The organism is Pseudomonas lundensis, from assembly GCF_002269125.1.
Taxonomy (GTDB): domain Bacteria; phylum Pseudomonadota; class Gammaproteobacteria; order Pseudomonadales; family Pseudomonadaceae; genus Aquipseudomonas; species Aquipseudomonas lundensis_A.
The window spans coordinates 1-25947 of the sequence record NZ_NQKI01000029.1 but is presented as its reverse complement, the minus strand read 5'-3'; the positions used below and the strand labels follow the sequence as shown (position 1 = coordinate 25947).

At 63.7% G+C, this 25947-nt stretch carries 4 protein-coding genes and 1 tRNA gene; all 5 read left to right on the top strand.

The window, feature by feature from the left end:
- The first annotated feature begins 74 nt into the window (after positions 1–74).
- The 5 genes from CJF39_RS16795 to CJF39_RS16775 all read left to right on the top strand — a co-directional run bounded on the left by CJF39_RS16795 (position 75) and on the right by CJF39_RS16775 (position 25946).
- Entirely contained in the window at positions 75–11138 is an 11064-nt protein-coding gene (locus CJF39_RS16795) for a non-ribosomal peptide synthetase (protein ID WP_094994437.1), read from the top strand.
- Positions 11138–22921 (top strand): amino acid adenylation domain-containing protein, encoded by an 11784-nt coding sequence (locus tag CJF39_RS16790; protein ID WP_094994436.1) that lies wholly within the window; start codon positions 11138–11140, stop codon positions 22919–22921. Before CJF39_RS16795 ends, CJF39_RS16790 begins: the two co-directional genes overlap by 1 nt.
- Positions 22922–23010: 89 nt before the next feature.
- Positions 23011–23973, top strand: a complete 963-nt coding sequence (locus tag CJF39_RS16785) for an alpha/beta hydrolase fold domain-containing protein (protein ID WP_094994435.1) — start codon at positions 23011–23013, stop codon at positions 23971–23973.
- Positions 23974–24149: 176 nt separating this feature from the next.
- On the top strand, positions 24150–25631 hold the full coding sequence (gltX, locus tag CJF39_RS16780; RefSeq protein ID WP_094994434.1) for a glutamate--tRNA ligase: 1482 nt from the start codon (positions 24150–24152) through the stop codon (positions 25629–25631).
- Between the two features lie 239 nt (positions 25632–25870).
- Positions 25871–25946 (top strand) — tRNA-Ala (locus CJF39_RS16775).
- Position 25947 lies beyond the last annotated feature (1 nt).

Here is a 25947-nt window from a genome sequence, read left to right as displayed (position 1 = left end):
TTCCGCCGCGTTCATCCGTTCCGTAGGGATAGCCGAGCCAACGCTCGATAGCCAATACGTACGGAAGAAGCCAGATGAATGCTGAGAAGTCCCTCAAACTTGCCCGCCGGTTCATCGAATTACCGCTGGAAAAACGCCGGTTATTCCTCGACGGCTTGCGCGGGGAAGGGATCGACTTTTCTCAGTTCCCGATTCCGAAAGACGTGGCGCAAGACGATCGCCATGCGCTGTCCTATGCACAGCGGCGCATGTGGTTTTTGTGGCAGCTGGACCCGCACAGTGGCGCGTACAACCTGCCGGGGGCGGTGCGCCTCAAGGGTCAATTGAACGTCGCGGCCCTGGAGCAGGCGTTTGCGCATGTGGTACAGCGCCACGAAACCCTGCGCACGGTGTTTCGCCAGCACGCCGATGACAGCCTCGAGCAAGTGGCTTTGAGCCAGCCGCTTGCGGTTGAAGCAATGGATTTCACCCTGTTGCCTGCCGTGGAGCGCGATGGGGCGGTGGCGGCCGAGGCGCAGCGCCAATCGCTGTTGCCTTTCGATCTGGCCAATGGCCCCTTGTTGCGCATCAAATTGCTGAAACTGGCCGAGGACGAACACGTACTGCTGTTGACCCTGCACCACATTGTGTCTGACGGCTGGTCGATGAATGTGCTGATCGACGAGTTTATTCGCGGTTATGACGCCTTTGAACGCGGTCAGTCGCCGCAACTGCCCCAATTGCCGATTCAATACAGCGACTATGCGCTGTGGCAACGCCGCTGGCTGGAAGCTGGAGAGCAGGCGCGGCAGCTCACGTACTGGCACGCCACGCTTGGCGAAGAGCACCCGGTCATCGCGTTACCCACCGACTACCCGCGCCCGGCGATGCCGAGCTATCGCGGCACCCGCTATGAATTCGCGCTCGACCCCGCACGGGTGGAGCAGTTGCGCACGTTGGCCCAACGGCACAATGTCACGCTGTTCATGCTGCTGCTGGCGGCGTTCAATATTGTGTTGCACCGCTACAGCGGCCAGACCGACGTGCGTGTTGGTGTACCGATTGCCAACCGCAACCGGCGTGAAGTCGAAGGGCTGATCGGCTTGTTCGTGAACACTCAGGTGTTGCGCTGTGAACTGAATGCCCAGACCCCGGTGGCCGACCTGCTGCGCGCCGTCAAGGAAACCGCCCTCGGTGCTCAGGCCCATCAGGAACTGCCGTTCGAGCAGTTAGTCGAGGCGTTCAAGCTGGAACGTAACCTGAGCCATAACCCGTTGTTTCAAGTGATGTACAACCACCAGCCGCAGGTGGCGGACATTGAAACGGTCAAGACGGCCTCGGGCCTTGAACTGGGGCTGGTCGAATGGGAAGGGCGCACCACCCAGTTCGACCTGAGCCTCGACACCTGGGAAAAAGGCGGGCACCTGAATGCGGCGCTGACCTATGCCAACGATCTGTTCGATGCTGCGACCATCACCCGCATGGCGCGCCACTGGAGCAACCTGCTGCGGGCGCTGGTGGCAGATACCGAATGCCGGGTGGGCGAGTTGCCGATGCTCGATGACAGCGAGTGGCACACGCAGGTACACGAGTGGAACAACACGGCAGCCGCCTACCCGTCCCATCGCAGCCTGCATCATTTGCTCGAAGCGCAGGTCGCGCGTACCCCGCAATCCTGCGCGCTGGTGTTCGGGGACCAGACGCTCAGTTATGCGCAACTCAATGCCCGCGCCAACCAGTTGGCACGTCACCTGCGCGCGCAGGGCGTGGGCCCGGATGTGCTGGTGGGCATTGCGCTTGAACGTTCGATGGACATGGTGATCGGCCTGCTGGCCATCCTCAAGGCGGGGGGTGCCTATGTGCCGCTGGACCCTGACTACCCGCAAGAACGTCTGGCCTACATGATCGAAGACAGCGGCATCGGCCTGTTGCTCACGCAGCAAGCGCTCGTGGCCGGTCTGCCTACGGCCGACATTCGGGTTATTGCCCTCGATGACCGCGCCCAAGCGCTGCAAGGCTATGACGACAGCAACCTGAACCTCGCCCATGACGCGCAGCACCTGGCTTATGTGATTTACACCTCGGGCTCGACCGGGCGCCCGAAAGGCGCGGGCAACACCCATGCGGCGCTGGTCAATCGTTTGTGCTGGATGCAGCAGGCGTATGGCCTGCGTGCGCACGACACGGTCCTGCAAAAAACCCCGTTCAGCTTTGACGTATCAGTGTGGGAATTTTTCTGGCCGCTGCTCACGGGGGCGCGGCTGGTGGTGGCGCAGCCGGGAGAACACCGCGAGCCGCTGCGCCTGATCGACACTATCCGCCAGCATCAGGTCACCACCCTGCATTTCGTGCCATCAATGCTGCAAGCCTTTATCCACGAGACCGGCGTGGAGCACTGCATCAGCTTGCAGCGCATTGTGTGCAGCGGTGAAGCGCTGTCGGTGGACGCTCAACAACAGGTGTTTACCAAGCTGCCGGGCGCCGAGCTGTACAATTTGTACGGCCCGACCGAGGCCGCCATCGACGTCACGCACTGGACCTGTGTCGATGAAGGCGCAGCCAGCGTGCCGATTGGCCTTCCGATTGCCAACCTGCGCACCTGGGTGCTCGATGCTGACCTGTCGCCGGTGGCGCTGGGGGTGGCGGGCGAGCTGTATGTAGGGGGCGCCGGTCTGGCCCGTAGTTACCATCGACGTCCGGGCTTGACCGCCGAACGCTTCGTGCCGTGCCCGTTCAATGATGGCGAACGCCTGTACCGCACGGGCGACCTGGTGCGCCAGCGCGTGGACGGGGTGATTGAGTACCTGGGGCGTCTCGACCATCAGGTCAAGCTGCGCGGGTTGCGCATTGAGCTGGGGGAAATCGAGGCGCGCCTGGCAGAGCATGCTGGCGTGCGTGAAGCCGTGGTGCTGGTGCTCGACGGCAAACAACTGGTGGCGTACGTGGTCCTGCAAGACCCGGCCACGGCTGGCGATTGGCAAGCTGCGTTGACGGCCCATCTGCTGCGCGGCGTACCGGACTACATGGTGCCCGGCCACTGGATCAGCCTAGAGCGCCTGCCGCTGTCGCCCAACGGCAAGCTGGAGCGAAAAGCCTTGCCGCGTCCCGACCCGGCGTCGACGCAGCAGGTGTACACCGCGCCTGCCAATGAACTGGAACAGCGTCTGGCCGCCATCTGGCAGGCCGTGCTGGGCGTGGCGCACATTGGCGTTGACGACAATTTCTTTGCGCTGGGCGGCGACTCGATCATCTCCATTCAGGTGGTCAGTCGGGCGCGTCAGGCGGGCATCGCCTTCAGCCCTCGTGACTTGTTTCAGCACCAGACTATCCGCAGCCTGGCGCGGGTTGCCGGGCTGAGCACGCACACGTCGATCGATCAGGGCCTGGCCCAGGGCCCGGTGGCATTGGCACCGGTGCAGCATTGGTTCTTCGAACAGGCGATGCCGTCACGCCATCACTGGAACCAGTCCTTACTGTTGCACCCGCGTCAGCCGGTCAAGGCCGCGCCGCTGGAGCACGCGCTGCGGCAACTGCTGACCCATCACGATGCCTTGCGCCTGCGTTTCGAGCAGCGCGATGGCCAATGGCAACAAGCTTATGGCGAGCTGTCGGCCGAGCCGTTGCTGTGGCATCAACACGCTGCTTCGCTGGACGAACTCAACAGCCTGTGCGAACACGCGCAGCGCAGCCTTGATCTGCAAGCAGGGCCTTTGTTGCGTGCAGTTCTGGTGGAAATGCCCGACCACAGCCAGCGGGTGCTGTTGGTGGTGCACCATTTGGCTGTGGATGGTGTGTCGTGGCGGGTGCTGCTGGAGGACTTACAACAGTTCTACGAACACCCTGCACAGGCGCCACAGGCCAAAACCAGTAGCTATCAGGCCTGGACAGCGCAATTGCAGGCGGCTGCGCAGGCGCGTTTGCCGGAACTTGCGCAATGGCACGCTCAACTGAGCGGGGCCAGCAGTGCGTTGCCATGCGACCGTGCCGGGGGCGGGTTGCAGAACCGTCATGGGCAAACACGTGCGTTCAGCCTCGACGCCGAACGTACCCGGCAGTTGCTGCACGTGGCGCCAGCGACCTACCGCACCCAGGTTAATGATCTGTTGTTGACGGCGCTGGCACGGGTGATTTGCCGCTGGAGCGGGCACAGCAGCAGTCTGATTCAACTCGAAGGCCATGGTCGCGAAGACCTGTTCGACGGTCTTGACCTGTCGCGCACCGTGGGCTGGTTTACCAGCCTGTTCCCGGTGCAACTGACGCCAACCGACGGCATGGGCGAGTCGATCAAAGCCATCAAGGAACAATTGCGCAGTGTCCCGGACAAGGGCGTCGGCTATGGTTTGCTGCGCTACCTGGCGGGCAGCGACGCGGGGGCGCAACTGGCCGCGCTGGCCACACCGCGCATCACCTTCAACTACCTGGGGCAGTTCGATCGCCAGTTCGATGCTCAGGCGATGTTCGTCCCGGCCGCGCAAAGCGCCGGTCAGGCGCAGGATGAACAGGCGCCGCTGGCCAACTGGCTGAGCATCGAAAGCCAGGTCTATGGAGGCGAGCTGAACCTGCAATGGACCTTCAGCACAGCGATGTTTGAAGAGGCGACCATTGGCGCATTGATGGACGACTACCAGCGCGAACTGTCGGCGCTGATCGAGCACTGCGTGACCCACAAGACCGGCGGCATGACGCCGTCGGACTTCCCGCTGGCACGCCTCACTCAGCAGCAACTGGATAACCTCACGGTGGCGCCCGCCACCATTGAAGACATTTATCCGCTGTCGCCGATGCAGCAGGGCTTGCTGGTCCACACCCTGCTCGAACCGGGTTCGGGCATCTATTTCATGCAAGACCGCTACACCATCGACAGCGAAATCGACCTGCCGCGCTTCACCGCGGCTTGGCACGCCGTGGCCCAGCGTCACGATGCGTTGCGCGCGTCGTTCAGCGTCGACGATGACGGCAACATGCTGCAAATCATCCACCGCGACGCAGCGCCGAACGTGCAGGTGCATGACTGGACCGATCGGCCCGAGTCCGAACACGAAGCGGCGTTGCACGCGTTGCTGGCGCAAGAGCGTGCAGAAGGCTTTGACCTGCTCAACACGCCGCCCTTCAGCCTGCGCCTGATTCGACGCAGCGCCGGGCATTACTGGTTCATTCTCAGTAACCACCACATCCTGATCGATGCCTGGTGCCGCTCGCTGCTGCTGCAAGATTTCTTCACGCTCTATAGCGGCCAACGCAGCTTGCCCCCCGCAGGCCGTTACCGCGACTTCATTCAGTGGCTGCAAGCGCAGGGCGAACGGGAGGCACTACAGGCCTGGACACAAGAGCTGGCGGGCTTTGAACAACCGACCCCATTGCCGTTTGACCGGCCCATGCGGCGTCAGGGTGGTTTCTCGCAGATCGGCGATGTGTACGCCGATCTGCAGGTCAGTCAGGGCCGAGCCCTGCGTGCGTTGGCCCAGCGTTATCAGCTCACCGTCAACACCCTGACCCAGGCGGCCTGGGCATTGGTATTGCAGCGCTACAGTGGCCTCGATGAAGTGTTGTTTGGCGTGACCGTGGCCGGTCGACCGGTCAATCGCCCCGAGATGCAGGACACCGTGGGCCTGTTCATCAACAGCATTGCGCTGCGCATACAACTGCCGCGTGCCGGGCAGGACGTCAGCGTGCAGGCGTGGCTGCAAGGCCTGTTTGAACACAACCTGGCGCTGCGTGAGCACGAGCATTTGCCGCTGTTGCAGATTCAGGCGTGCAGTGGGCTGGACAAAGGCCAGTCGATATTCGACAGCTTGTTTGTCTATGAAAACGCGCCGGTGGAAAGTGCCGTGGTCACAGGCGCCGAGCAAATCAGCGCCAAGTCCGACAGTGCCCGCACCCACACCAACTACCCGATGACCGTGGTGGTGTACCCCGGCGATGCGCTGGGCCTGCACCTGTCTTACGACAAGCGTTTCTTCGACGACGCCACGGCCGAGCGTTTGCTGGCCGATTTCAAACGCCTGCTGCTGGCCATTGGCGAGCATGCAGATGGGCAATTTGCCGATCTGCCGGTAGTCGACGCCGCCGAGCGTGAGCACCTGTTGCAGGCGGGCAATCACACCGACCGCGACTACCCGCTGGCCGAAGGTTATGTGCGCCTGTTTGAAGCGCAGCACGACGCGCACCCGCAACACGTGGTGGCGACGTGCCTCGATCAGCACTGGACGTACCGCGAGCTGGAAACCCGTGCCAACCGACTCGGCCATGCCTTGATGGCGGCGGGGGTGGGCGTCGATCAGCCGGTGGCGCTGCTGGCCGAACGCAGCCTTGAGCTGCTGGGCATGATGCTGGGCAGCTTCAAGGCTGGCGCTGCTTACCTGCCGCTGGACCCGCAACTGCCTGCCGGGCGTTTGCTCGACTTGCTGCAACTGGGGCACGTGCCGGTGCTGGTGGCCACTGCGGCCTGTGGCGATCAGGCGCGGGCATTGCTGGCGCAATTAGCCCCGGCGCACCCCCCGCGATTGGTGGTGTGGGATGACGTGCAGGCGCAGGGGTTCTCCAGCGCGCGGCCGGGTATCTACACCGGGCCAGATCATTTGGCGTACGTGATCTTCACCTCAGGTTCTACCGGCACCCCGAAAGGAGTCATGGTCGAGCAGGCAGGGATGCTCAACAACCAGTTGAGCAAACGCCCCTACCTCGACCTGGGCCGTGACGCTGTCATTGCCCAGACCGCGTCTCAGAGTTTTGATATTTCTGTGTGGCAATTCCTCGCTGCGCCGCTGTTGGGGGCGCAGGTGGACATCGTGCCGAACACCATCGCCCATGACCCGGCCGCGCTGCTGGGCCATGTGGCGGCACGCGGTATCAGCGTGCTGGAGAGCGTGCCGTCGCTGATCCAGAGCCTGTTGGACGAACCTGATCGCCCCTTGACGGGTTTGCGCTGGATGCTGCCCACCGGCGAGGCCATGCCGCCTGAACTGGCGCGACGCTGGCTGCAGCGTTACCCCGGAATCGGTCTAGTCAACGCCTACGGCCCGGCAGAGTGCTCGGACGACGTGGCGCTGTTCCGGGTGGATGCAGCTTCGGCCGAAAGCGCGTACCTGCCGATTGGCCTGGCCACCGACAACAATCGCCTGTACGTGCTCGATGGCGGGTTGCAGCCGGTGCCGACCGGGGTGGTGGGCGAACTGTATGTGGCTGGCACCGGTGTAGGACGCGGTTACGTTGGCGATCCGTTGCGCACTGCCTGCGTGTTCTTGCCCAATCCTTACGCCCGGCAGCCGGGTGAACGGCTGTACCGCACCGGCGATCTGGCGCGCCGTCGAACAGACGGCCAACTGGAGTACGTGGGCCGTATCGACCAACAGGTAAAAGTGCGCGGGTTCCGCATTGAGCTGGGTGAAATTGAATCGCGCCTGCGCGACCTGAACGGCGTGCGTGAAGCGGCCGTGGTGGTGCAGGACAGCCCGACCGGCAAAGCGCTGGTGGCGTTTGTCGTGGCGCACGACTCGGCGCCGCAGTGGTCAACGCTGCGTGAGCAACTGAAAGCTGCGCTCAAGGCGCAGTTGCCCGATTACATGGTGCCGTTGCAATGGCTGCCTCTGGACCACTTGCCGCTCAATGCCAACGGCAAGGTGGATCGCAAGGCCTTGGCCCAGGTGCACGCGGCCGACTGGCAGCGGGAGGTGGTGGCCCCCCACGCGGGGATTGAGTCGCGTATTGCCGCGATCTGGCAGGAAGTCTTCAAGCTGGACGCCGTCAGCCGCGACGACAATTTCTTCGAACTGGGCGGCCATTCGCTGTTGGTGGCGCAAGTGGTGTCCCGCGTGCGTCAGCAATTGATGATTGAACTGCCCCTCAGCAGCTTGTTTGAAACCAGCGTGCTCAGCGAGTTTGCGGCCCGTTGCCAGGCGCAACCGCAAATGCAAAGTGCACCGGCCTTGCGGCCGATGGCGCACGGTCAGGCGGCCGTGCTGTCGTACGCACAACAACGGCAGTGGATTCTCTGGCAACTGGACCCGGCCAGCGCCGCTTACAACATCCCGGTCGCGCTGCGGCTCAAAGGCGCGCTGAATCGCGACGCCCTGCTGCGTAGCTTCAATGACCTGCAAGCGCGGCACGCCACCTTGCGCACCACCTTTATTCAGGATGGCGAACACGCACGAGGCGTCGAGCATGCCAGCCTGCCGTTGGCCCTGCGCGAGCTGACCCTGGCGGCCCCGGCCGAGGCCGAGGCCGAGGTTCAGGCGCGGATCGCTGAAGAGATGCGTCAACCCTTCGACCTGCGTAACGGCCCGCTGCTGCGCGTGTTGCTGCTCACGGTCGGAGCCGAGGAACAGGTGCTGGTGCTGACGGTGCACCACATCGCGGCCGATGGCTGGTCGATGCAAGTGATGGTCGATGAGTTCAGCGCCTTGTATCAGGCCCACGCTCAGGGGCAAGCACCCGAACTGCCTGCCCTGGCGGTGAGCTACGCCGATTATGCAGTCTGGCAACGGGACGGGTTGCAGGCCGGGGAGGGCGAGCGTCAGTTGAGTGCCTGGACGGCCCATCTGGGTCACCAGCACCCGCCCCTTGAGTTGCCCAGCGAACTGACCCGACCGGCGATTCGCAGCGAACGCGGGGCGCGCCTGGAACTGGCCGTTGAGCCTGAACTGGCGGCCGGTTTGCGGCAGTTGGCGCAGCAACACAACGTGACCCTGTTCATGTTGCTGCTGGCCAGTTACCAGGCCGTGCTGCATCGCTACAGTGGCCAGTCGGCGATCAACGTCGGCGTGCCCACGGCCGGGCGCAACCACCTTGAGACCGAAGGCCTGATCGGTTTTTTCATCAACACCCAGGTGCTGCGCGCCGACATCGACGGCCAACAGACGTTTGCCAGCCTGCTGCAACAGGTCAAGAAAACCGCGTTGTGGGCGCAGGCCCATCAAGAGCTGCCGTTCGAGCAACTGGTGGATGCGCTGCAACCCGAGCGCAGCCTGAGCCACAGCCCGTTGTTCCAGGTGCTGTTCAATCACCAGCGGCAGATCGGTGAGAGCGTCGAGCGCAGCGTGCCGGGGCTGGTCATCCAGCGCATGGTGTGGCAACAGCACACGGCGCAGTTCGACCTGGCGCTGGACACCGAAGAACAGGGCGAGCAATTGCACGCCAGCCTGACCTACGCCAGCGATGTGTACGACGCCGCCACGATCGAACGCTTGGCCGGGCACTGGCTGAACCTGTTACGTGCTGTGGTGCGCGAGCCCCAGCAACGGATTGCGGCGCTTGAGCTGTTGGCACCCGGCGAGCAACAGGCGCTGCTCCGGCACTGGAACCCGCAGGTTGAAGTTCAGCCCGTGGCGCCAGCCTTGCATCAGCTGTTTGAGGCGCAGGCGGCTGCCCAGCCGCACGCTGTGGCGTTGCGCTGTGGCGAACAGTCGCTCGATTACGGCGACCTTAACGCACGTTCCAATCAACTGGCGCGCAAGCTGCGCGAACGGGGTGTCGGCCCGGAGGTGCGGGTGGGCATTGCCACGGAGCGTGCGATACCGCTGGTGGTGGGCGTACTGGCCATCCTCAAGGCTGGTGGCGCTTACGTACCTTTGGACCCGCACTACCCGGCCGAACGCTTGAGCTACATGATCGAGGACAGCGGCATCCGCTTGCTGCTGACTCAGGAGCACCTGTTGGAGAACCTGCCGCCGCACGTCGGGGTTCAGACCCTGTGCCTGGAGCAGATGGCGCTGGACAGGTTCAGTGCCGACAACCTGCCGAACCTGACCCACCCGGACAACCTGGCTTACGTGATTTACACCTCGGGTTCCACCGGGCGGCCTAAAGGCGCCTTGCTCAGCCATGGCAACGTCACCCGTTTGCTGAGCGCCACCGAGCAGGTGTTTGGTTTTAACCCGAACGACGTGTGGACGCTGTTCCATTCCTACGCTTTTGACTTCTCGGTGTGGGAGCTGTTTGGCGCCCTGTGCAGCGGGGGGCGACTGGTGATCGTGCCGTATTTCATCAGCCGCGAGCCGCAAGCGTTTCATCAGTTGTTGTGTGACGAAGGCGTCACCGTGCTCAACCAGACCCCGACCGCGTTCCGGCAACTGATACCGGTGGCGTGCCAGAGCCCGCAAGCGCTGGCTTTGCGCTGGGTGATTTTTGGCGGGGAAGTGCTGGAGCTGTCGAGCCTGCGACCGTGGTATGAGCGCTTTGGCGAGCGCGCCACAACGCTGGTCAATATGTACGGCATTACCGAAACCACAGTGCACGTGACGTTCCGTGCGCTGAGTCCGGCCGATCTAGAGGCCAACGTCCAGAGCCCGATCGGTCGCCCGCTCAGCGACTTAAGCTGGTACTTGCTCGACAGCCAGTTGCACCCCGTGCCACCGGGATGCGCGGGGGAGCTGTACATCGCTGGCCAAGGGCTAGCGCGGGGCTATCACGGCCGCGCCGGGCTCAGCGCTGAACGCTTTGTGCCCAGTCCGTTTGCGCCGGGCGAACGCCTGTACCGCAGCGGCGACTTGGCCCGCCAGCGCGCGGACGGCAACATCGACTACCTGGGCCGCATCGACCAGCAAGTGAAGATTCGCGGTTTCCGCATCGAACTGGGGGAAATCGAGACCTGCCTCAAGCAGCAACCCGGGGTCGCTGAGGCGGTGTTGACGGTGCATGCGAGCGCCCAAGGCCCCCAACTCTGCGCCTACGTGGTAGCCATCGACACGCCAGCCGATCCGCTGGCCTGGCGCGAACACTTGCGTGCAGCGCTCAAGGTCGACCTGCCGGACTACATGGTGCCTAGCCACTGGAGGCTGCTGGACGCGCTGCCCTTGACCGGCAACGGCAAGCTCGACCGCAAGGCCTTGCCGCCACCCGAGGCTGAAGACGGGCAGCGGCCTTACAGCGCCCCGGTCGGGGAGCTTGAAACCCGGCTTGCGGCCATCTGGGCCAGCGTGTTGCACGTGGAGCGGGTGGGTCGTCATGACAATTTCTTTGAATTGGGCGGGCACTCGTTGCTCGCAGCCCAGGCCAATGCCCGGGTTGAACTGGAACTGGGCATCGAGCTGGCGCTGCGTGCGCTGTTCGAAGCTGCCGACCTGCAAGCCTATGCCGCAGTGGCACAGGCACAAACGCCTGCGGATAACGATGCACGTTTGAGCGCGCTTGAATCGCTGCTCGACGAGATGGAGATCAACTGATGGAAAACGCTACCGCGTGGCGCATTGCCAACCGTTTCGCCGCCCTGGCGCCGCACCAGCGCCGTGACTTTCTGCAGAAAATGCAGGAGCAGGGCGTCAGCTTCGGCCAATTGCCGATCCCGGCCACAGCCCCCACCGATGCGCCCTGCGAGCTGTCGTACGCACAACAGCGGCAATGGTTTTTGTGGCAACTGGACCCGCAAGGCGCGGCGTATCACATACCGACGGCTTTGCGGCTGCGCGGTGCGCTGAATGTCGAGGCGTTGCAACGCAGCTTCGACGCCTTGCTGGAGCGCCATCACAGTTTGCGCAGTGTCTTTGTCGAGCCAGACCCGGTGGTCGCAGGCGCAAGCGACGAAGCCGCGCCCCAGGCCTTCAAGGTCGCCGCGTCAGTGCAACCTGCCGTCGCCAGCGGCCCTTTTGTGAAGCTCGTGCGCCACGACCTGCGGGATCAGCCCGACGCCGAACGCATGAGCCACGCGATGGCCTGGGTGGAGCAGGACATTGCCCGCCCGTTCGACCTGCAACACGGCCCCTTGCTGCGGGTCAGCCTGTTGCAACTGGACACGGACGATCACGTGTTGGTCGTGACCCTGCACCACATCGTGGCCGATGGCTGGTCGATGGGGGTGCTGGTCGATGAGTTTTCGCAGCTGTATGCCGCGCATGCCCGGGGCCAATCCGTGACCTTGCCTGAATTGTCGATCCAGTACGCCGACTACGCGCTGTGGCAACGGCGCTGGATGGAGGCTGGCGAACTGGAGCGTCAACTGGACTGGTGGCGGGCGCAACTGGGTGACGAGCAACCGGTGCTGGAGTTGCCCGCTGATCGCCCGCGTCCGGCCCATCCGACCCGGCAGGGGGCGCGTCTGGACTTCACCCTTGAACCGCAGTTGGCGAAAAACCTGATGGGATTGGCCCGGCAGCAGGGCGTGACCCCATTCATGCTGCTGCTGGCCAGTTTTCAGACGCTGCTGCACCGCTACAGCGGCCAGCGTGACCTGCGCATCGGTGTGCCGGTGGCCAATCGCACGCGCGCCGAGACCCGTGGGTTGATCGGTTTTTTCGTCAACACCCAGGTAGTGCGCGCCGAACTGGAGGGGCGCCTGCCATTTTCTCGCCTGCTGGAGCAGACCCGCGACCGAGCGCTGGATGCGCAGGCCTATCAGGACTTGCCGTTTGAGCGTCTGGTGCAGGCGTTGCAGGGCGAGCGCAGCCTGAGCCACAGCCCGTTGTTTCAAGTGATGTTCAACCACCAGCAAAGCCGACCCGGCGCGCTGAGCGCGATGCTGGCCGGGTTGCAAGTTGAGCAGGTGGAGTGGCAGGGCCGCACCACGCAATTTGATCTGCAACTGGACACCCATGAGGAAGGCGAGTGCCTGATGGCCAGCCTGACCTACGCCACCGATCTGTTTGATGCGCCGCGTATCGAGCGGTTGGCGGCACATTGGCGCAACCTGCTGGCGGCGATTGTGGCCGATCCCGATTGCGCGGTAGGTGAATTGCCGATGCTGTCGGCAGCCGAAGTTGAATCCACCTGCTACCGGCTCAATGCCACCGAACACCGCTATCCCGGCCCCGCGTGCGTGCAGTTGCACTTCGAAGCGAACGCCGCCGCCACGCCTGACGCCTGTGCACTGGTGTTTGGCGCGCAAAGCCTGACCTACGCCGCGCTGAACCGGCGTGCCAATCGTCTGGCCCGGCGTTTGCGCGAAGCGGGGGTGGGGCCTGAAGTGCGGGTCGGTGTGGCGTGCGAACGCTCGCTGGAGCTGGTCATCGGGCTGCTGGCAATTCTCAAGGCAGGGGGCGCTTATGTGCCGTTGGACCCGGAATACCCGGCTGAGCGTCTGGCCTATCTGTTTGAAGACAGTGCGATCAGCCTGTTGCTGACCCAAGCGCATGTGCAGGCCCACTTGCCGCTGCCTGAAGGGTTGCCCGTTGTGTGCGTGCAAGCGGACGAAGCCTGGCTGGCCGGTGACGAGGACGGCAATCTGCCTAACCTCGCCTGTGCGCAGAACCTCGCCTATGTCATCTACACCTCAGGCTCCACCGGGCGTCCGAAAGGCGCGGGCAACAGCCACGGCGCGCTGTACAACCGCCTGGCGTGGATGCAAGCCGCCTATGACCTGAAGGCAACGGATCGGGTGTTGCAGAAGACGCCGTTCAGCTTTGACGTGTCGGTATGGGAGTTTTTCTGGCCCCTGATGCACGGCGCCACGCTGGTGGTGGCAGCGCCCGGCGCACACCGCGACCCGCAACAGCTGGCGGCGCTGATCGTGGAGCAGGCGATCACTACGCTGCACTTTGTGCCGTCGATGTTGCAAGCGTTCATCAGCGTCGATCAGGCTCGCCAGTGCACGTCGTTGCAACGCATCGTGTGTAGCGGTGAAGCGTTGCCGATCGAATTACAGCGCCAGACCCTGCGCAGCTTGCCGAGCGCGGCGTTGTACAACCTGTACGGGCCGACCGAAGCCGCGATCGACGTCACCCACTGGACGTGCGTGGAAGAAGGCCGCGACAGCGTGCCCATCGGCCGCCCGATTGCCAACCTGCGCACATACATCCTGAGCCCCGAATTGCACGCGTTGCCAGGGGGCGCAATCGGTGAGCTGTACCTGGCCGGCAGTGGTTTGGCCCGGGGTTACCACGCCCGTCCGGGGCTGACGGCCGAACGCTTTGTGGTCGACCCGTTTGGCACCGGCGAGCGTTTGTACCGCACCGGCGATCTGGCCCGATATCGCGACGATGGCGCCATTGAATACTGCGGCCGCATCGACCATCAGGTAAAAATTCGCGGCTTGCGCATTGAGTTGGGGGAGGTCGAAGCGCGCCTGCAAGAACTCCCGCAGGTACAGGAAGCCGTGGTGCTGGCGCTGGACAATCAGTTGGTGGCGTACCTGGTGCCGACCGATGCGCCATTGGCACACGACGTTCAAGCGCAAGGTCCTTGGTGCGACGTCTTGAGGGAGCGCTTGCTCAAGAGCCTGCCTGACTACATGGTGCCTACCCACCTGCTGCTGATTGAGCGGATGCCGTTAAGCCCTAACGGCAAGTTGGATCGCACGTTGCTGCCTGCGCCTCAGGTGAGCGTCAGTCAGCGCGTTTTTGAAGCGCCGCGCAGTGACAACGAGCGCCAACTGGCTGCGATCTGGCAGCAGGTGCTGGGGGTCGAACAGGTCGGCCGCCAGGACAACTTCTTTACGTTGGGCGGCGACTCGATCATCTCAATTCAGGTTGTGAGCCGGGCCCGACGTGCCGGGCTGCGTTTGCAGCCGCGCGACCTGTTCCAACAGCCGACCTTGCAGGCGTTGGCGGCGGTGGTCAGTGAGCAGGTGGTGGTGCACTGTGCCCAAGGGCCGGTTGTGGGCAGGCAAACCTTGACCCCGGTGCAACACTGGTTTTTCGAGAACCAGACCGTTCAGCCACAGCACTGGAACCAGTCGGTGTTGCTGGAGGTGCGCGAGCCCCTGGACCTGCTGCGTTTGCAGACCGCTGTGCAGCGGGTGTTGGCGCATCACGATGCGCTGCGCCTGCAATTTCGTCAGACCGATGGGCAATGGACGGCACGTTATGTGCCGCTCGACAGCGCGGCCGCCACCGATCTGCTGTGGACCGCGCAGGTGCAGAGCGAGGAGGCGTTGCAAGGGTTGTGCGACGAAGCCCAGCGCAGTTTGTCGTTGCATGACGGCCCGCTGTTGCGTGCGGTGTTGATCGACCATGAAGGCGGCGGGCAACGTTTGCTGTTGGTGATTCATCACCTGGTGGTGGACGGTGTGTCGTGGCGGATTTTGCTTGAAGACCTGCAAGCGGCGTATGCCGATCAGCCGTTGCCTGAGAAAACCGGCGCTTTGCAAGACTGGGCGAACCAGCTCGGCGCCTACGCCACAAGCGAGGCGTTGACGGCTGAATGCAACGGGTGGCAACAGCACTTGCAAGATGCCTGCGCTGTGTTGCCCAACGCCCGCCCGCAGGCCAGCCAGGCCGTACGTCACCGGCAGGTGGTCAGCCTGGGGCTGGACCGCGAACGCACGCGCCAATTGCTGCAACAGGCGCCGGCGGCGTACCGCACGCAGGTCAATGACCTGTTGCTCACCGCGCTGGCTCGCGCCCTGTGCGACTGGACCGGCGACGCCAATGCGTTGATTCAACTGGAAGGCCATGGTCGTGAGGACTTGTTTGACGCCATCGACCTGACCCGCACCGTGGGCTGGTTCACCAGCCTGTTCCCGGTCAAGTTGACCCCGACCCCGGACCTGGCGACGTCGATCAAAGCCATCAAGCAACAACTGCGCGAGATTCCCGGCAAAGGGCTGGGGTTTGGCCTGTTGCGCTACCAGGGGCCAGCCGAGGTGCAGGCTCGCCTTGCGGCCCTGCCGACCCCACGGGTCACGTTCAACTACCTGGGGCAGTTCGACCAGAGCTTCAGCGACGACGCCCTGTTCGTGCCCGCCCGTCAGGCCAGCGGCGCGGCGCAGAGCCCGGACTCGCCCTTGGCCAACTGGTTGTCGGTGGACGGTCAGGTGTTTGGCGGGGCGCTGAAGCTGGACCTGAGCTTCAGTCAAGAATGCTTCGACAAGGCGGATATTCAGGCGCTGGCAGAGGCCATCGAAGCGAACCTACACGCGCTGGTGGCACACTGCATCGACCCGCTCCACAGTGGCGTGACCCCGGCCGATTTCCCGCTGGCTGACCTGAACCAGGCACAACTGGATCAATTGCCGGTGGCCGCGCGGCAGATCGAGGATGTTTATCCGCTGTCGCCCATGCAGCGCGGGTTGCTGTTTCACAGTGTGTACGAGCCGCTGGCGGGCGCGTATGTCAACCAGCTCAGCGTCGAGGTTACGGGGCTGGACGCGACGCGTCTGGGTCAGGCGTGGCAGGCGACGCTGGATGCACACCCGATTCTGCGCAGCGGCTTCCATTGGCCGCCGGGTGCGGCACAACCGGTGCAAGTGGTGCAGCGCACGCTGGAGCTGCCCTTGACCGTGCTGGACTGGCGCGGGCGCGCCGATCAGGCTGCCGAGTTGCACCTGCTGGCACGCAGCGAGCGTTTGCAGTTCGACCCGGCGCAACCGCCGTTGCTGCGGCTGGCGCTGGTGCGGCTCGATGAGCAACGTCAGCAACTGATTTACACCCATCACCACCTGCTGCTCGATGGCTGGAGCAATGCGCTGTTGTTGGGCGAGGTCTTGCAGCGCTACGCCGGGCAAGCAGTGGCGAGCCATCACGGGCGTTTTGCGGATTACATCGGTTGGTTGCAAGGGCAGGATGCGGTGGCCGATGAGGCGTTCTGGCGCACTCAATTGGCCGGTCTGGAAAGCCCGACCTTGCTGGCTCAGAGCGTGGCGTACACGGCCTCGGAACCGGCAGGTGAATACGCGGACCATCGCCAGGTCTTCGACGCGACGAGCAGTGCGGCGTTTACCGCGTTTGCCCGCCACCATGCCATTACCCTCAACACGCTGGTCCAGGGCGCGTGGGCGTTGTTGCTACAGCGTTACAGCGGCCAGCAGACTGTCGCGTTCGGCGCCACGGTCGCGGGGCGCCCGGTTGACCTGCCGGGTGCCGAACAGCAACTGGGGTTGTTCATCAATACCTTGCCGGTGATCAGCCAGCCGCAGGCCGCCGAAAGCGTGGCGCAATGGCTGGGCCGCCTGCAGGCGCACAACCTTGAATTGCGTGAGCACGAATTCACCGCGCTGAGTGATGTGCAGCGCTGGGCCGGACGTGCGGGCGAACCGCTGTTCGACAGCTTGCTGGTGTTCGAAAACTTCCCGATCGCCGAGGCTCTTCAACAGGGCGCCCCGGATGGATTGCGCTTCTCGCTGCCGGACAACCATGAGCGCACCAATTACCCGCTGACGCTGGCGGCGGTGAGTGAAGGGCACTTGAGCCTGACCTGGAGTTACCTGCTCAGCCACTTTTCGCCCTCGGTGATTGCGCGCATGAGCCAGCATTTGGCCTGCCTGTTGAACGCCATGGTGGCCGCCCCGCAGGCCCGCCTGGGTGAATTGCCATTGTTGAGCGAGGGGGAGCGCCAGCAGTTGCTGCATGACTGGAACCCGGCACCCGAGCCGCAGACCGGGCACTGTGTGCACCAGTTGATCGAAGCGCAGGCTGCGATTCGCCCCGAGGCCACGGCGCTGATAGCTGCCGACACCACCTTCAGCTATTACGACCTCAATCAACGTGCCAACCGCTTGGCCCATCGCTTGCGCGAGCTGGGCGTCGGCCCGGAAGTGCGCGTAGGGCTGGCTGTCGAGCGGTCGCCACAGATGATTATCGGCCTTCTGGCGATTCTCAAGGCCGGGGGCGTTTACGTGCCGCTGGACCCGGCGTACCCGGCCGAGCGCCTGGGCTATTTGATGCAGGACAGCGGCATTGCCCTGCTGTTGACCCAGTCGTGGCTGCGCCAGCAAATGCCGCAGGTCGAAGGGTTGCCGGTGCTGGAACTGGACCGTGAGGCCGTGGCACATTTGCCGGGCACTGACCTGCGCAACCTGACCGACGCGCAGAACCTTGCGTACCTGATTTACACCTCGGGTTCCACCGGGCGCCCGAAGGGTGTCAGTGTCGCCCATGGCCCGCTGGCCATGCATTGCCTGTCGATCGGCGCGCTGTACGGCATGACCCCGCAAGACCGCGAGTTGCAATTTGCTTCCATCAGCTTCGACGGTGCTCACGAGCGCTGGCTGACCCCGCTGGTCTTCGGCTCGGCGTTGATGCCCCGTGACGATGAGCTGTGGAGTGTGCAGCGCACCTGCGAGGAGATTGAGCGGCACGGCATCACCATTGCCTGCTTCACCCCAAGCTACTTGCTGCAAATGACCGACTACATGGGCGAAGCCGGGCGCGCCTTACCAATCCGCTCCTACACCGTGGGCGGTGAAGGCATGCCCAAACACGCCTTCGATGAAGTGCAGCGGGTGTTGCAACCGCCGCGCATCATCAACGGCTATGGCCCGACAGAAACTGTGATCACGCCGCTGATCTGGTGCGCGTACCCCGGCACGCAGTTTGACTCTGCGTTCCTGCCCATCGGCCGTCCGGTGGGGCAGCGCAGTGCTTACGTGCTCGACAGTCAATTGCAGCCACTGCCCGTGGGCGTGGCGGGCGAGCTGTACCTGGGCGGCGAGGGCATTGCTCGCGGCTACCACCAGCGGCCTGACCTGACGGCGGAACGGTTTGTGCCTGACCCGTTCGTGGCAGGCGCGCGCCTGTACCGCAGTGGTGATCTGGCGCGGCTGCGCGAAGACGGGGTGGTCGAGTACCTGGGCCGTATCGACCAGCAGGTGAAAATCCGGGGTTTCCGCATTGAGTTGGGAGAGATCGAAGCGTGCCTGCTGGAGCACGATGGTGTGCGCGAAGCCTTTGTGGTGGACCGCGAAGGCCCGCTCAGCCGTCAGTTGGCCGGTTATATCGTGGCCCGCGACCCGCTGGCCGATGAAGCCGGGTTGCGCGAGGCGCTGATGACGCACCTGCGCACCCGCTTACCGGCGCACATGATGCCGGCGCATTTGATGTGCCTGGCCGCGTTGCCTTTGACCCCTAACGGCAAGCTTGACCGTCAGGCGCTACCGGCGCCCGAGGCCTGCCGTCAGGTTGCGGAGCGGGTCTTGCCAGCCACCCCGGCAGAGTCGCTGCTGGCAGTTGTCTGGCAAGACGTGCTGGGGCTGGACGCCGTGGGTGTGACTGAAAACTTTTTCGAACTGGGGGGCGACTCGATCATCTCGCTGCAGGCCGTGAGCCGCGCGGGCGCGCTGGGGTTGGCATTCACCCCGAAACACTTGTTCGAGGCGCAAACCATTCGTGCGCTGGCACAACGGGCCGTGGCGGCAACACCGCGGGTCACGCAGGCCCTGGACACGGTGCCCTTTGCTCAAGCCCCGCCCACCGTGCCGGTGGCCCGCAACGGGCTGGACGACCTGTATCCGCTGTCACCGATGCAGCAGGGCATGTTGTTCCACTGCATCGAATCGCCCGAGCTGAACCTGTACGTCAATCAGCTCAGCGTGGCGGTCGAAGGGTTGCAGGTCGACCGCTTTCGCGCCGCCTGGGGCACCTTGCTGGAGCGCCATGAGGTGTTGCGTGCGGCGTTCCTCTGGCGCGACGGCCTGGCGGACCCGCTGCAAGCGGTGTATCAGCACGTGCAGGTGCCAATTGCGGAACTTGACTGGCGTGAACACACCGCCCCCGAGGCCGCATTGCAGGCCTTGGCAGCGGACGATCAGGCCCGCGGATTCGACCTCAGCAGCCCACCGTTGATGCGTTTCACCCTGGTGCGTCTGGGCGATAACCGTCACCAGATGATCTGGACCTACCACCACTTGCTGCTGGACGGCTGGAGCGCGTCACGCCTGCTCGGCGAGATGCTGCGCCTGTATGCCCATCAGGCCCTGCCAGCGCTGACCGGGCGCTATGCCGATTACATCCACTGGCTGGCGCAGCAAGATGCGTCGGTGGCCGAAGGATTCTGGCGCGAACGCCTTGATGGGCTGCAAACGCCAACGATTCTGGCCAATGCGGTCAACAGCGACGGCAGCGGTCACGGGGTGCTTTATAGCTACCTGGACAGCGATGCGACCCGACGTCTGCACGGGTTTGCCACTCAACAACGGGTGACACTGAACACGTTGGTTCAAGCGGCCTGGCTGCTGCTGTTGCAGCGCCATACCGGGCAGCGCAGTGTGGCATTCGGCGCCACGGTAGCGGGGCGTCCCATCCAGTTGCCAGGCGCACAGGACATGCTGGGCCTGTTCATCAATACCTTGCCGGTGATTCAGACCCTCGATCCGCAACAAACGCTGGGCGACTGGCTGCGCGAGTTGCAGGATTACAACCTGTCGATCCGGGATTTTGAGCACACGCCACTGGCCGATATCCAGCGCTGGGCGGGGCAGGGCGGCCAAGGGCTGTTCGACAGCATCATCGTGTTTGAAAACCACCCGGTGGACCGCGCTCTGCGCGGTGAGCAGGACGGTGAGTTGAGGTTTGCCGAAGTCGGCAGCGGCGGTGTCACCAACTTCCCGATGGATGTGATGGTCAGTGCCACCGACCAAGGGCTGGAGGTGGAATACCTGTACTTGCGCGAGCGCTTTACGGCGCCGCAGGTCGAGGCCATTCGCGCCCAGCTCGAAGGGCTGCTGGCGCAGTTGCCGCAGGATGCACAGTGCCTGATCGGCGACATTGGCTTACCTCAGGCACGGATCGAACAGGCACGGGTGCAGGCGCCTGCGACGGATCTGGTGCAGGGGTTCATGGCTCAGGTGTTGCGCCAGCCGCACGCTGTGGCTTTGATCTGCGACGGGCGTGAACTGACGTATGCCGCGCTGAACCGTCAGGTCGACGCCTTGGCGGCCCACGTGCAAGGGCGCGGCATTGGCCCAGAGACGCTGGTGGCGGTTGCGTTGCCGCGTTCGGAGCAGACGATTGTGGCCTTCCTTGCGGTGCTCAAGGCGGGCGCTGCGTACGTGCCGCTGGATCTCGACTACCCGGCTGAGCGGCTGGCGTTCATGCTGGCCGATTCAGGGGCCAGCCTGTTGCTGTGCAACAGCGATGTGGACCTGCGGGTGGCGTTCAGTGCGGCCACCCCGCGTCTGTTGCTCGACCAATTGAGCGGTCAGGCGCCGTTGCCACGGGCGGTTGAATCACTGGCCGGGCATTTGGCGTACCTGATCTACACCTCGGGTTCCACCGGCCAGCCCAAAGGCGTGGCCGTGGCACGCCAGCCGATTGCGCGGCACTGCCAGGGCATCATCGACGCGTATGGGCTCAACCCGGACAGCCGCGAGCTGCACTTTATGTCTTTCGCCTTTGACGGTGCGCAGGAGCGCTGGCTCAGCGTGTTGCTGGCCGGTGGCAGTCTGGTGATCCGCGACGATCAACTGTGGACCCCTGAACAGACCCTGCTGGCACTGCGCGAACAGCGCGTGACGGTGGCGTGCTTTCCGCCCGCTTACTTGCAACAACTGGCGGAGGTCGCCTTGGTCCAAGGCAACCCGCCGCCGGTGCACACCTATTGCTTTGGCGGCGACGCGGTCCCGGACGCCAGCTTCGAGTTGGTCAAGCGAGCCCTGCGCCCGCAACGGCTGATTAACGGCTATGGCCCGACGGAAACCGTGGTTACCCCGCTGTTGTGGCGGGCCGAGATGACGGACTGCTGTGAAGCGGCCTATGCGCCGATTGGCCGTGGCGTCGCCGGGCGCGGTCTGTATGTGCTGGACGCGGACTTGAACCCGTTGCCCGCAGGTGTCAGCGGCGAACTGTACCTGGGTGGGGAATGCCTGGCCCGTGGCTATCACCGGCAACCGGGGTTGAGCGCCGAACGCTTTGTGCCGGACCCGTTCGATGCCAAAGGTGGGCGCATGTACCGCACCGGGGACCGGGTTCGCCAGCGCGAATGCGGCCTGATCGACTACCTGGGGCGTCTGGACCAGCAGGTGAAAATTCGCGGCTTCCGCATTGAGTTGGGGGAAGTCGAAGCGTGTCTGCGTCAGTGCGAAGGGGTACAGGATGCGGCCGTCAAGGTCGTCGAGGGCGCGACCGGCAAACAGCTGGCGGGCTATGTGGTCGCCTCTGGCCCGTTGCTGGAGCGTGCCCTTAAAGCGCAATTGCAGGCGCAACTGCCGGACTACATGGTGCCGACCCATATCGTGCAGATGGCGCGTTTCCCGCTGTCTGCCAACGGCAAGCTGGACCGCCGCGCCCTGCCGGAGCCGCAGGTCGCCCAAGGCACTTACCGGGCGCCGCGCAATGCGCTGGAACAGGCATTGGTGCAGATCTGGCAGGAGGTGTTGGGGCTGGAGCAGGTTGGGATCGACGACAACTTCTTTGAGTTGGGCGGTGATTCGCTGCATGTGCTGAAAGTGATTTCACGGGTGCGCAATCAGTCGCTGCCGGGGTTCAGTTTGAAGTTGCGCGACCTGATGCAGAAGCCGTGCATTGCCGAACTCAGTGGCGTTGAACCGGCGGCTATCGCCCAAGCGCCGGACCCGCTGCTGGCGCTCAATAGCCGCGTCAGTGACGTGCCCCCGTTGTTCTGTCTGCACGCAGGTTTCGGCACGGTGTTCGACTACGAGCCGCTGGCCCGTCAACTGGACGGGCGCCGCAGCGTGTATGGCGTGCAGTGCCGCATGTTGCTTGACCCTGAGTGGCAGGACACCTCGTTGCAGAACATGGCGCAGGCGTATGCCGGGCGCATCCGTGAGCAGCAGGCCGACGGCCCGTATTACCTGCTGGGTTGGTCATTGGGCGGGGCATTGACCCTGCTGGTGGCGCAAACCCTGGAAGCGCAAGGTCAGCAGGTGGCGTTTGCGGGGCTGGTGGATACCTATGTGGCGGGCGCGGCCGAGGCCACTGACGGGCGTGAAGACTTGCAGGATTTCTTGCGCTTTGTGCTGGGGTTGTCCGAGCGCCAAGTGTGCGGGTTGATGGATGAGCAGGGGCGCAGCGCCGAGCAAGTGATTGCCGCAGCTTTGGCCGAGCCGCACCCGGGGTTGGGCGGGCACGGCCTGCTCGGCGCGGCGGAGCTGAGTCACATCTTCGCCGTGGGTGCGCGTCTTAAGGCGTTGGCCCTGCAACAGCCGATGTTGCCTGCAACCCGGGTTCAGGCGCACCACTGGTGGGCAGCCGGACGCGACGAAGAGCGCCATGTGCATGAGGCGCAAGTTGGCGCAGGCGCCAGTCATAGCGTGCTCAAGGGCGGGCATTACACGTTATTGCGTCAAGCCGCATTGCTGAACCGACTGGAGCAATTACTGGCAGGGCAGGCCGAGCGGGTGTAACCGCACGGCATGCACCTGCGGTGACTTTCAGCGCTAACGATCACCGCCTTCGGCTACGACAGCCGAAGGCTATTTGCAAGGACACACGTATGTCAGTAGTACCTGAGCTGGAGGCCTTTTTGGAGCTGGCCGAGTTAAGCCGCATGACCGGCAAGAGCCGCGCCATGCATGACCTGAGCCCGGCGCAGGCCAGGGTGGAGTTTGAAATGAGTGCCGAGGTGCTGGACGTGCCGTTGCCGGGCATCGACAGTGACGACCTGCGGATCCCGGCCCGGGATGGATTCAGCCTGCCTGCGCGGTTGTATCGCGCGCCACGGCGGGCGCCGGAGCCGCTGCCGGTGGTGGTTTACTTCCACGGTGGCGGTTATGTCATTGGCAGCCTGGACAGCCACGACGGGTTGTGTCGGCGGTTGGCCAATGCCGGGCACTTCGCGGTGCTGGCTGTGGATTACCGGTTGGCCCCGGAGTGGGTGTTCCCCACGGCGGTGCATGATGCCTGCGATGCGGTGAACTGGTTGCAGCGCGAGGGCGCCCGTCATGGACTGGACGCCACCCGCGTAGCGTTTGCAGGTGATAGCGCGGGCGGCACGTTGAGCACGGTGCTCGCGATTCTGGCTGCGCATGATCCGCAAACGGTGGCCATCGTGCCGCGCGCGCAAGTGCTGCTGTACCCGGTCACTGACGGCAGTTGCAAACGTGAATCCCACCAGCGGTTTGCGCAGGGGTATCTGCTCGAAACCGCCACCATGGACTGGTTCTACCGGCACTACACCCGAACAGCGGCGGATGTGCAGGATTGGCGCCTGTCACCGTTATTGGCCCCGGATGTCAGCGGCGTGGCGCCGGCGTTGGTGTACCTGGCCGGTTTTGATCCGTTGCATGACGAGGGGGTGGCCTACGCCACCAAATTGGAGCAGGCGGGCAATGAGGTGGTGAGGTGGGAAGAACCGGGCATGACCCATGACTTCATGCGCATGGGCGGTTTGCTCGAAGAGGTCGCAGGGATTCATCAGCGGGTCGCGGGTTGGCTGGATGAGCGGCTGGCGAACTGAGCGCAATCCTCACCTGGCCCGAAACCGGCTGAGGGTGCCCGCGTCGGCAGGGCTTTCATGCATTTTCAGGGCGGCGGGGTGGTGATCTGCCCCGACGGTCAGTCCTGAGCTGGAGCGAGGCGGGGTCCGCCTGTTACCATTCGCCCCTTTGTTTTATCTCTACTTCGAGACCGCCCATGACCACCGTTCGCACGCGCATCGCGCCATCGCCTACCGGCGACCCCCACGTCGGCACCGCTTACATCGCTTTGTTCAACTACTGCTTCGCCAAGCAGCATGGCGGCGAGTTCATCCTGCGGATCGAAGACACCGACCAGTTGCGTTCGACCCGCGAGTCCGAACAACAGATTTACGATGCCCTGCGCTGGCTCGGTATCACCTGGAGCGAAGGCCCCGACGTCGGCGGTCCGCACGGCCCGTATCGTCAGAGCGAGCGCAGCGACATTTATAAGCAGTACACCCAGCAACTGGTCGACATGGGCCATGCGTTTCCGTGTTTCTGCACCGCAGAAGAGCTGGACCAGATGCGCGCCGAGCAAATGGCCAGGGGCGAAACCCCGCGCTACGACGGCCGTGCGCTGTTGCTGTCCAAGGAAGAAGTCGCCCTGCGCCTGGCTGCGGGCGAGCCGCACGTGATCCGCATGAAAGTGCCGACCGAAGGCGTGTGCGTGGTGCCGGACCTGCTGCGTGGCGATGTCGAGATCCCGTGGGACCGCATGGACATGCAAGTGCTGATGAAGACCGACGGCCTGCCGACGTACTTCCTGGCCAACGTGGTCGACGATCATTTAATGGGCATCACCCACGTATTGCGCGGTGAAGAATGGCTGCCATCGGCGCCGAAACTGATCCTGCTCTACGAGTACTTTGGCTGGGAACAGCCGCAATTGTGCTACATGCCGCTGCTGCGTAACCCCGACAAAAGCAAGCTGTCCAAGCGCAAGAACCCGACGTCGGTCACGTTCTATGAGCGCATGGGTTTCATGCCTGAAGCGATGCTCAACTATTTGGGGCGCATGGGCTGGTCCATGCCTGACGAGCGCGAGAAGTTCTCGCTGCAAGAGATGGTCGACAATTTTGACCTGTCCCGTGTATCGCTCGGTGGTCCGATTTTCGATATTGAAAAACTCTCCTGGCTCAATGGCCAATGGTTGCGTGACTTGCCGCTGGAGGAGTTCGCCAGTCGTGTCCAGCAATGGGCACTGAACCCTGAGTACATGATGAAGATCGCACCGCTGGTACAGGGTCGGGTCGAGACGTTCAGTCAGATTGCGCCGCTGGCCGGGTTCTTCTTCTCGGGTGCCTTGCAACTGGATGCCAAACTGTTCGAGCACAAAAAGCTGTCCGGCGATCAAGTGCGTCAACTGATGCAACTGATCCTGTGGAAGCTCGAAAGCTTGCGGCAGTGGGAAAAAAACGCCATTACCGGTTGCATCCAAACCGTGGTCGATGCCCTTGAGCTGAAGCTGCGCGATGCGATGCCGCTAATGTTTGCCTCGATCACCGGACAGGCCAGCTCGGTGTCGGTGCTGGACGCCATGGAGATTCTGGGCCCTGACTTGACGCGTTTCCGTCTGCGTCAGGCGCTGGACCTGCTGGGCGGTGTTTCGAAGAAAGAAAACAAAGAGTGGGAAAAGCTGTTCAACGCAATCGGTTGATCGGTTTTCACGTGCACTCGTTGCCGCAGGTCGGTATCAGGACCGCTCTGCGGTCCATGGAGGCCTGTGGCAGGGGCTGCGCGTTTGGTATGCGGGGCCCGTATTTACGGGGTGGGAAGGGTAAGTGGTTGTTCTCTCGACCATTTTTTTTAAAAAACTTTGAAAATAAGTTTGACAGCCTTCCGATCCAGTCTTAATATGCGCCCCGTCCACACAGCAACACGAAACACTGACTGTTTGGGGCTATAGCTCAGCTGGGAGAGCGCTTGCATGGCATGCAAGAGGTCAACGGTTCGATCCCGTTTAGCTCCACCAA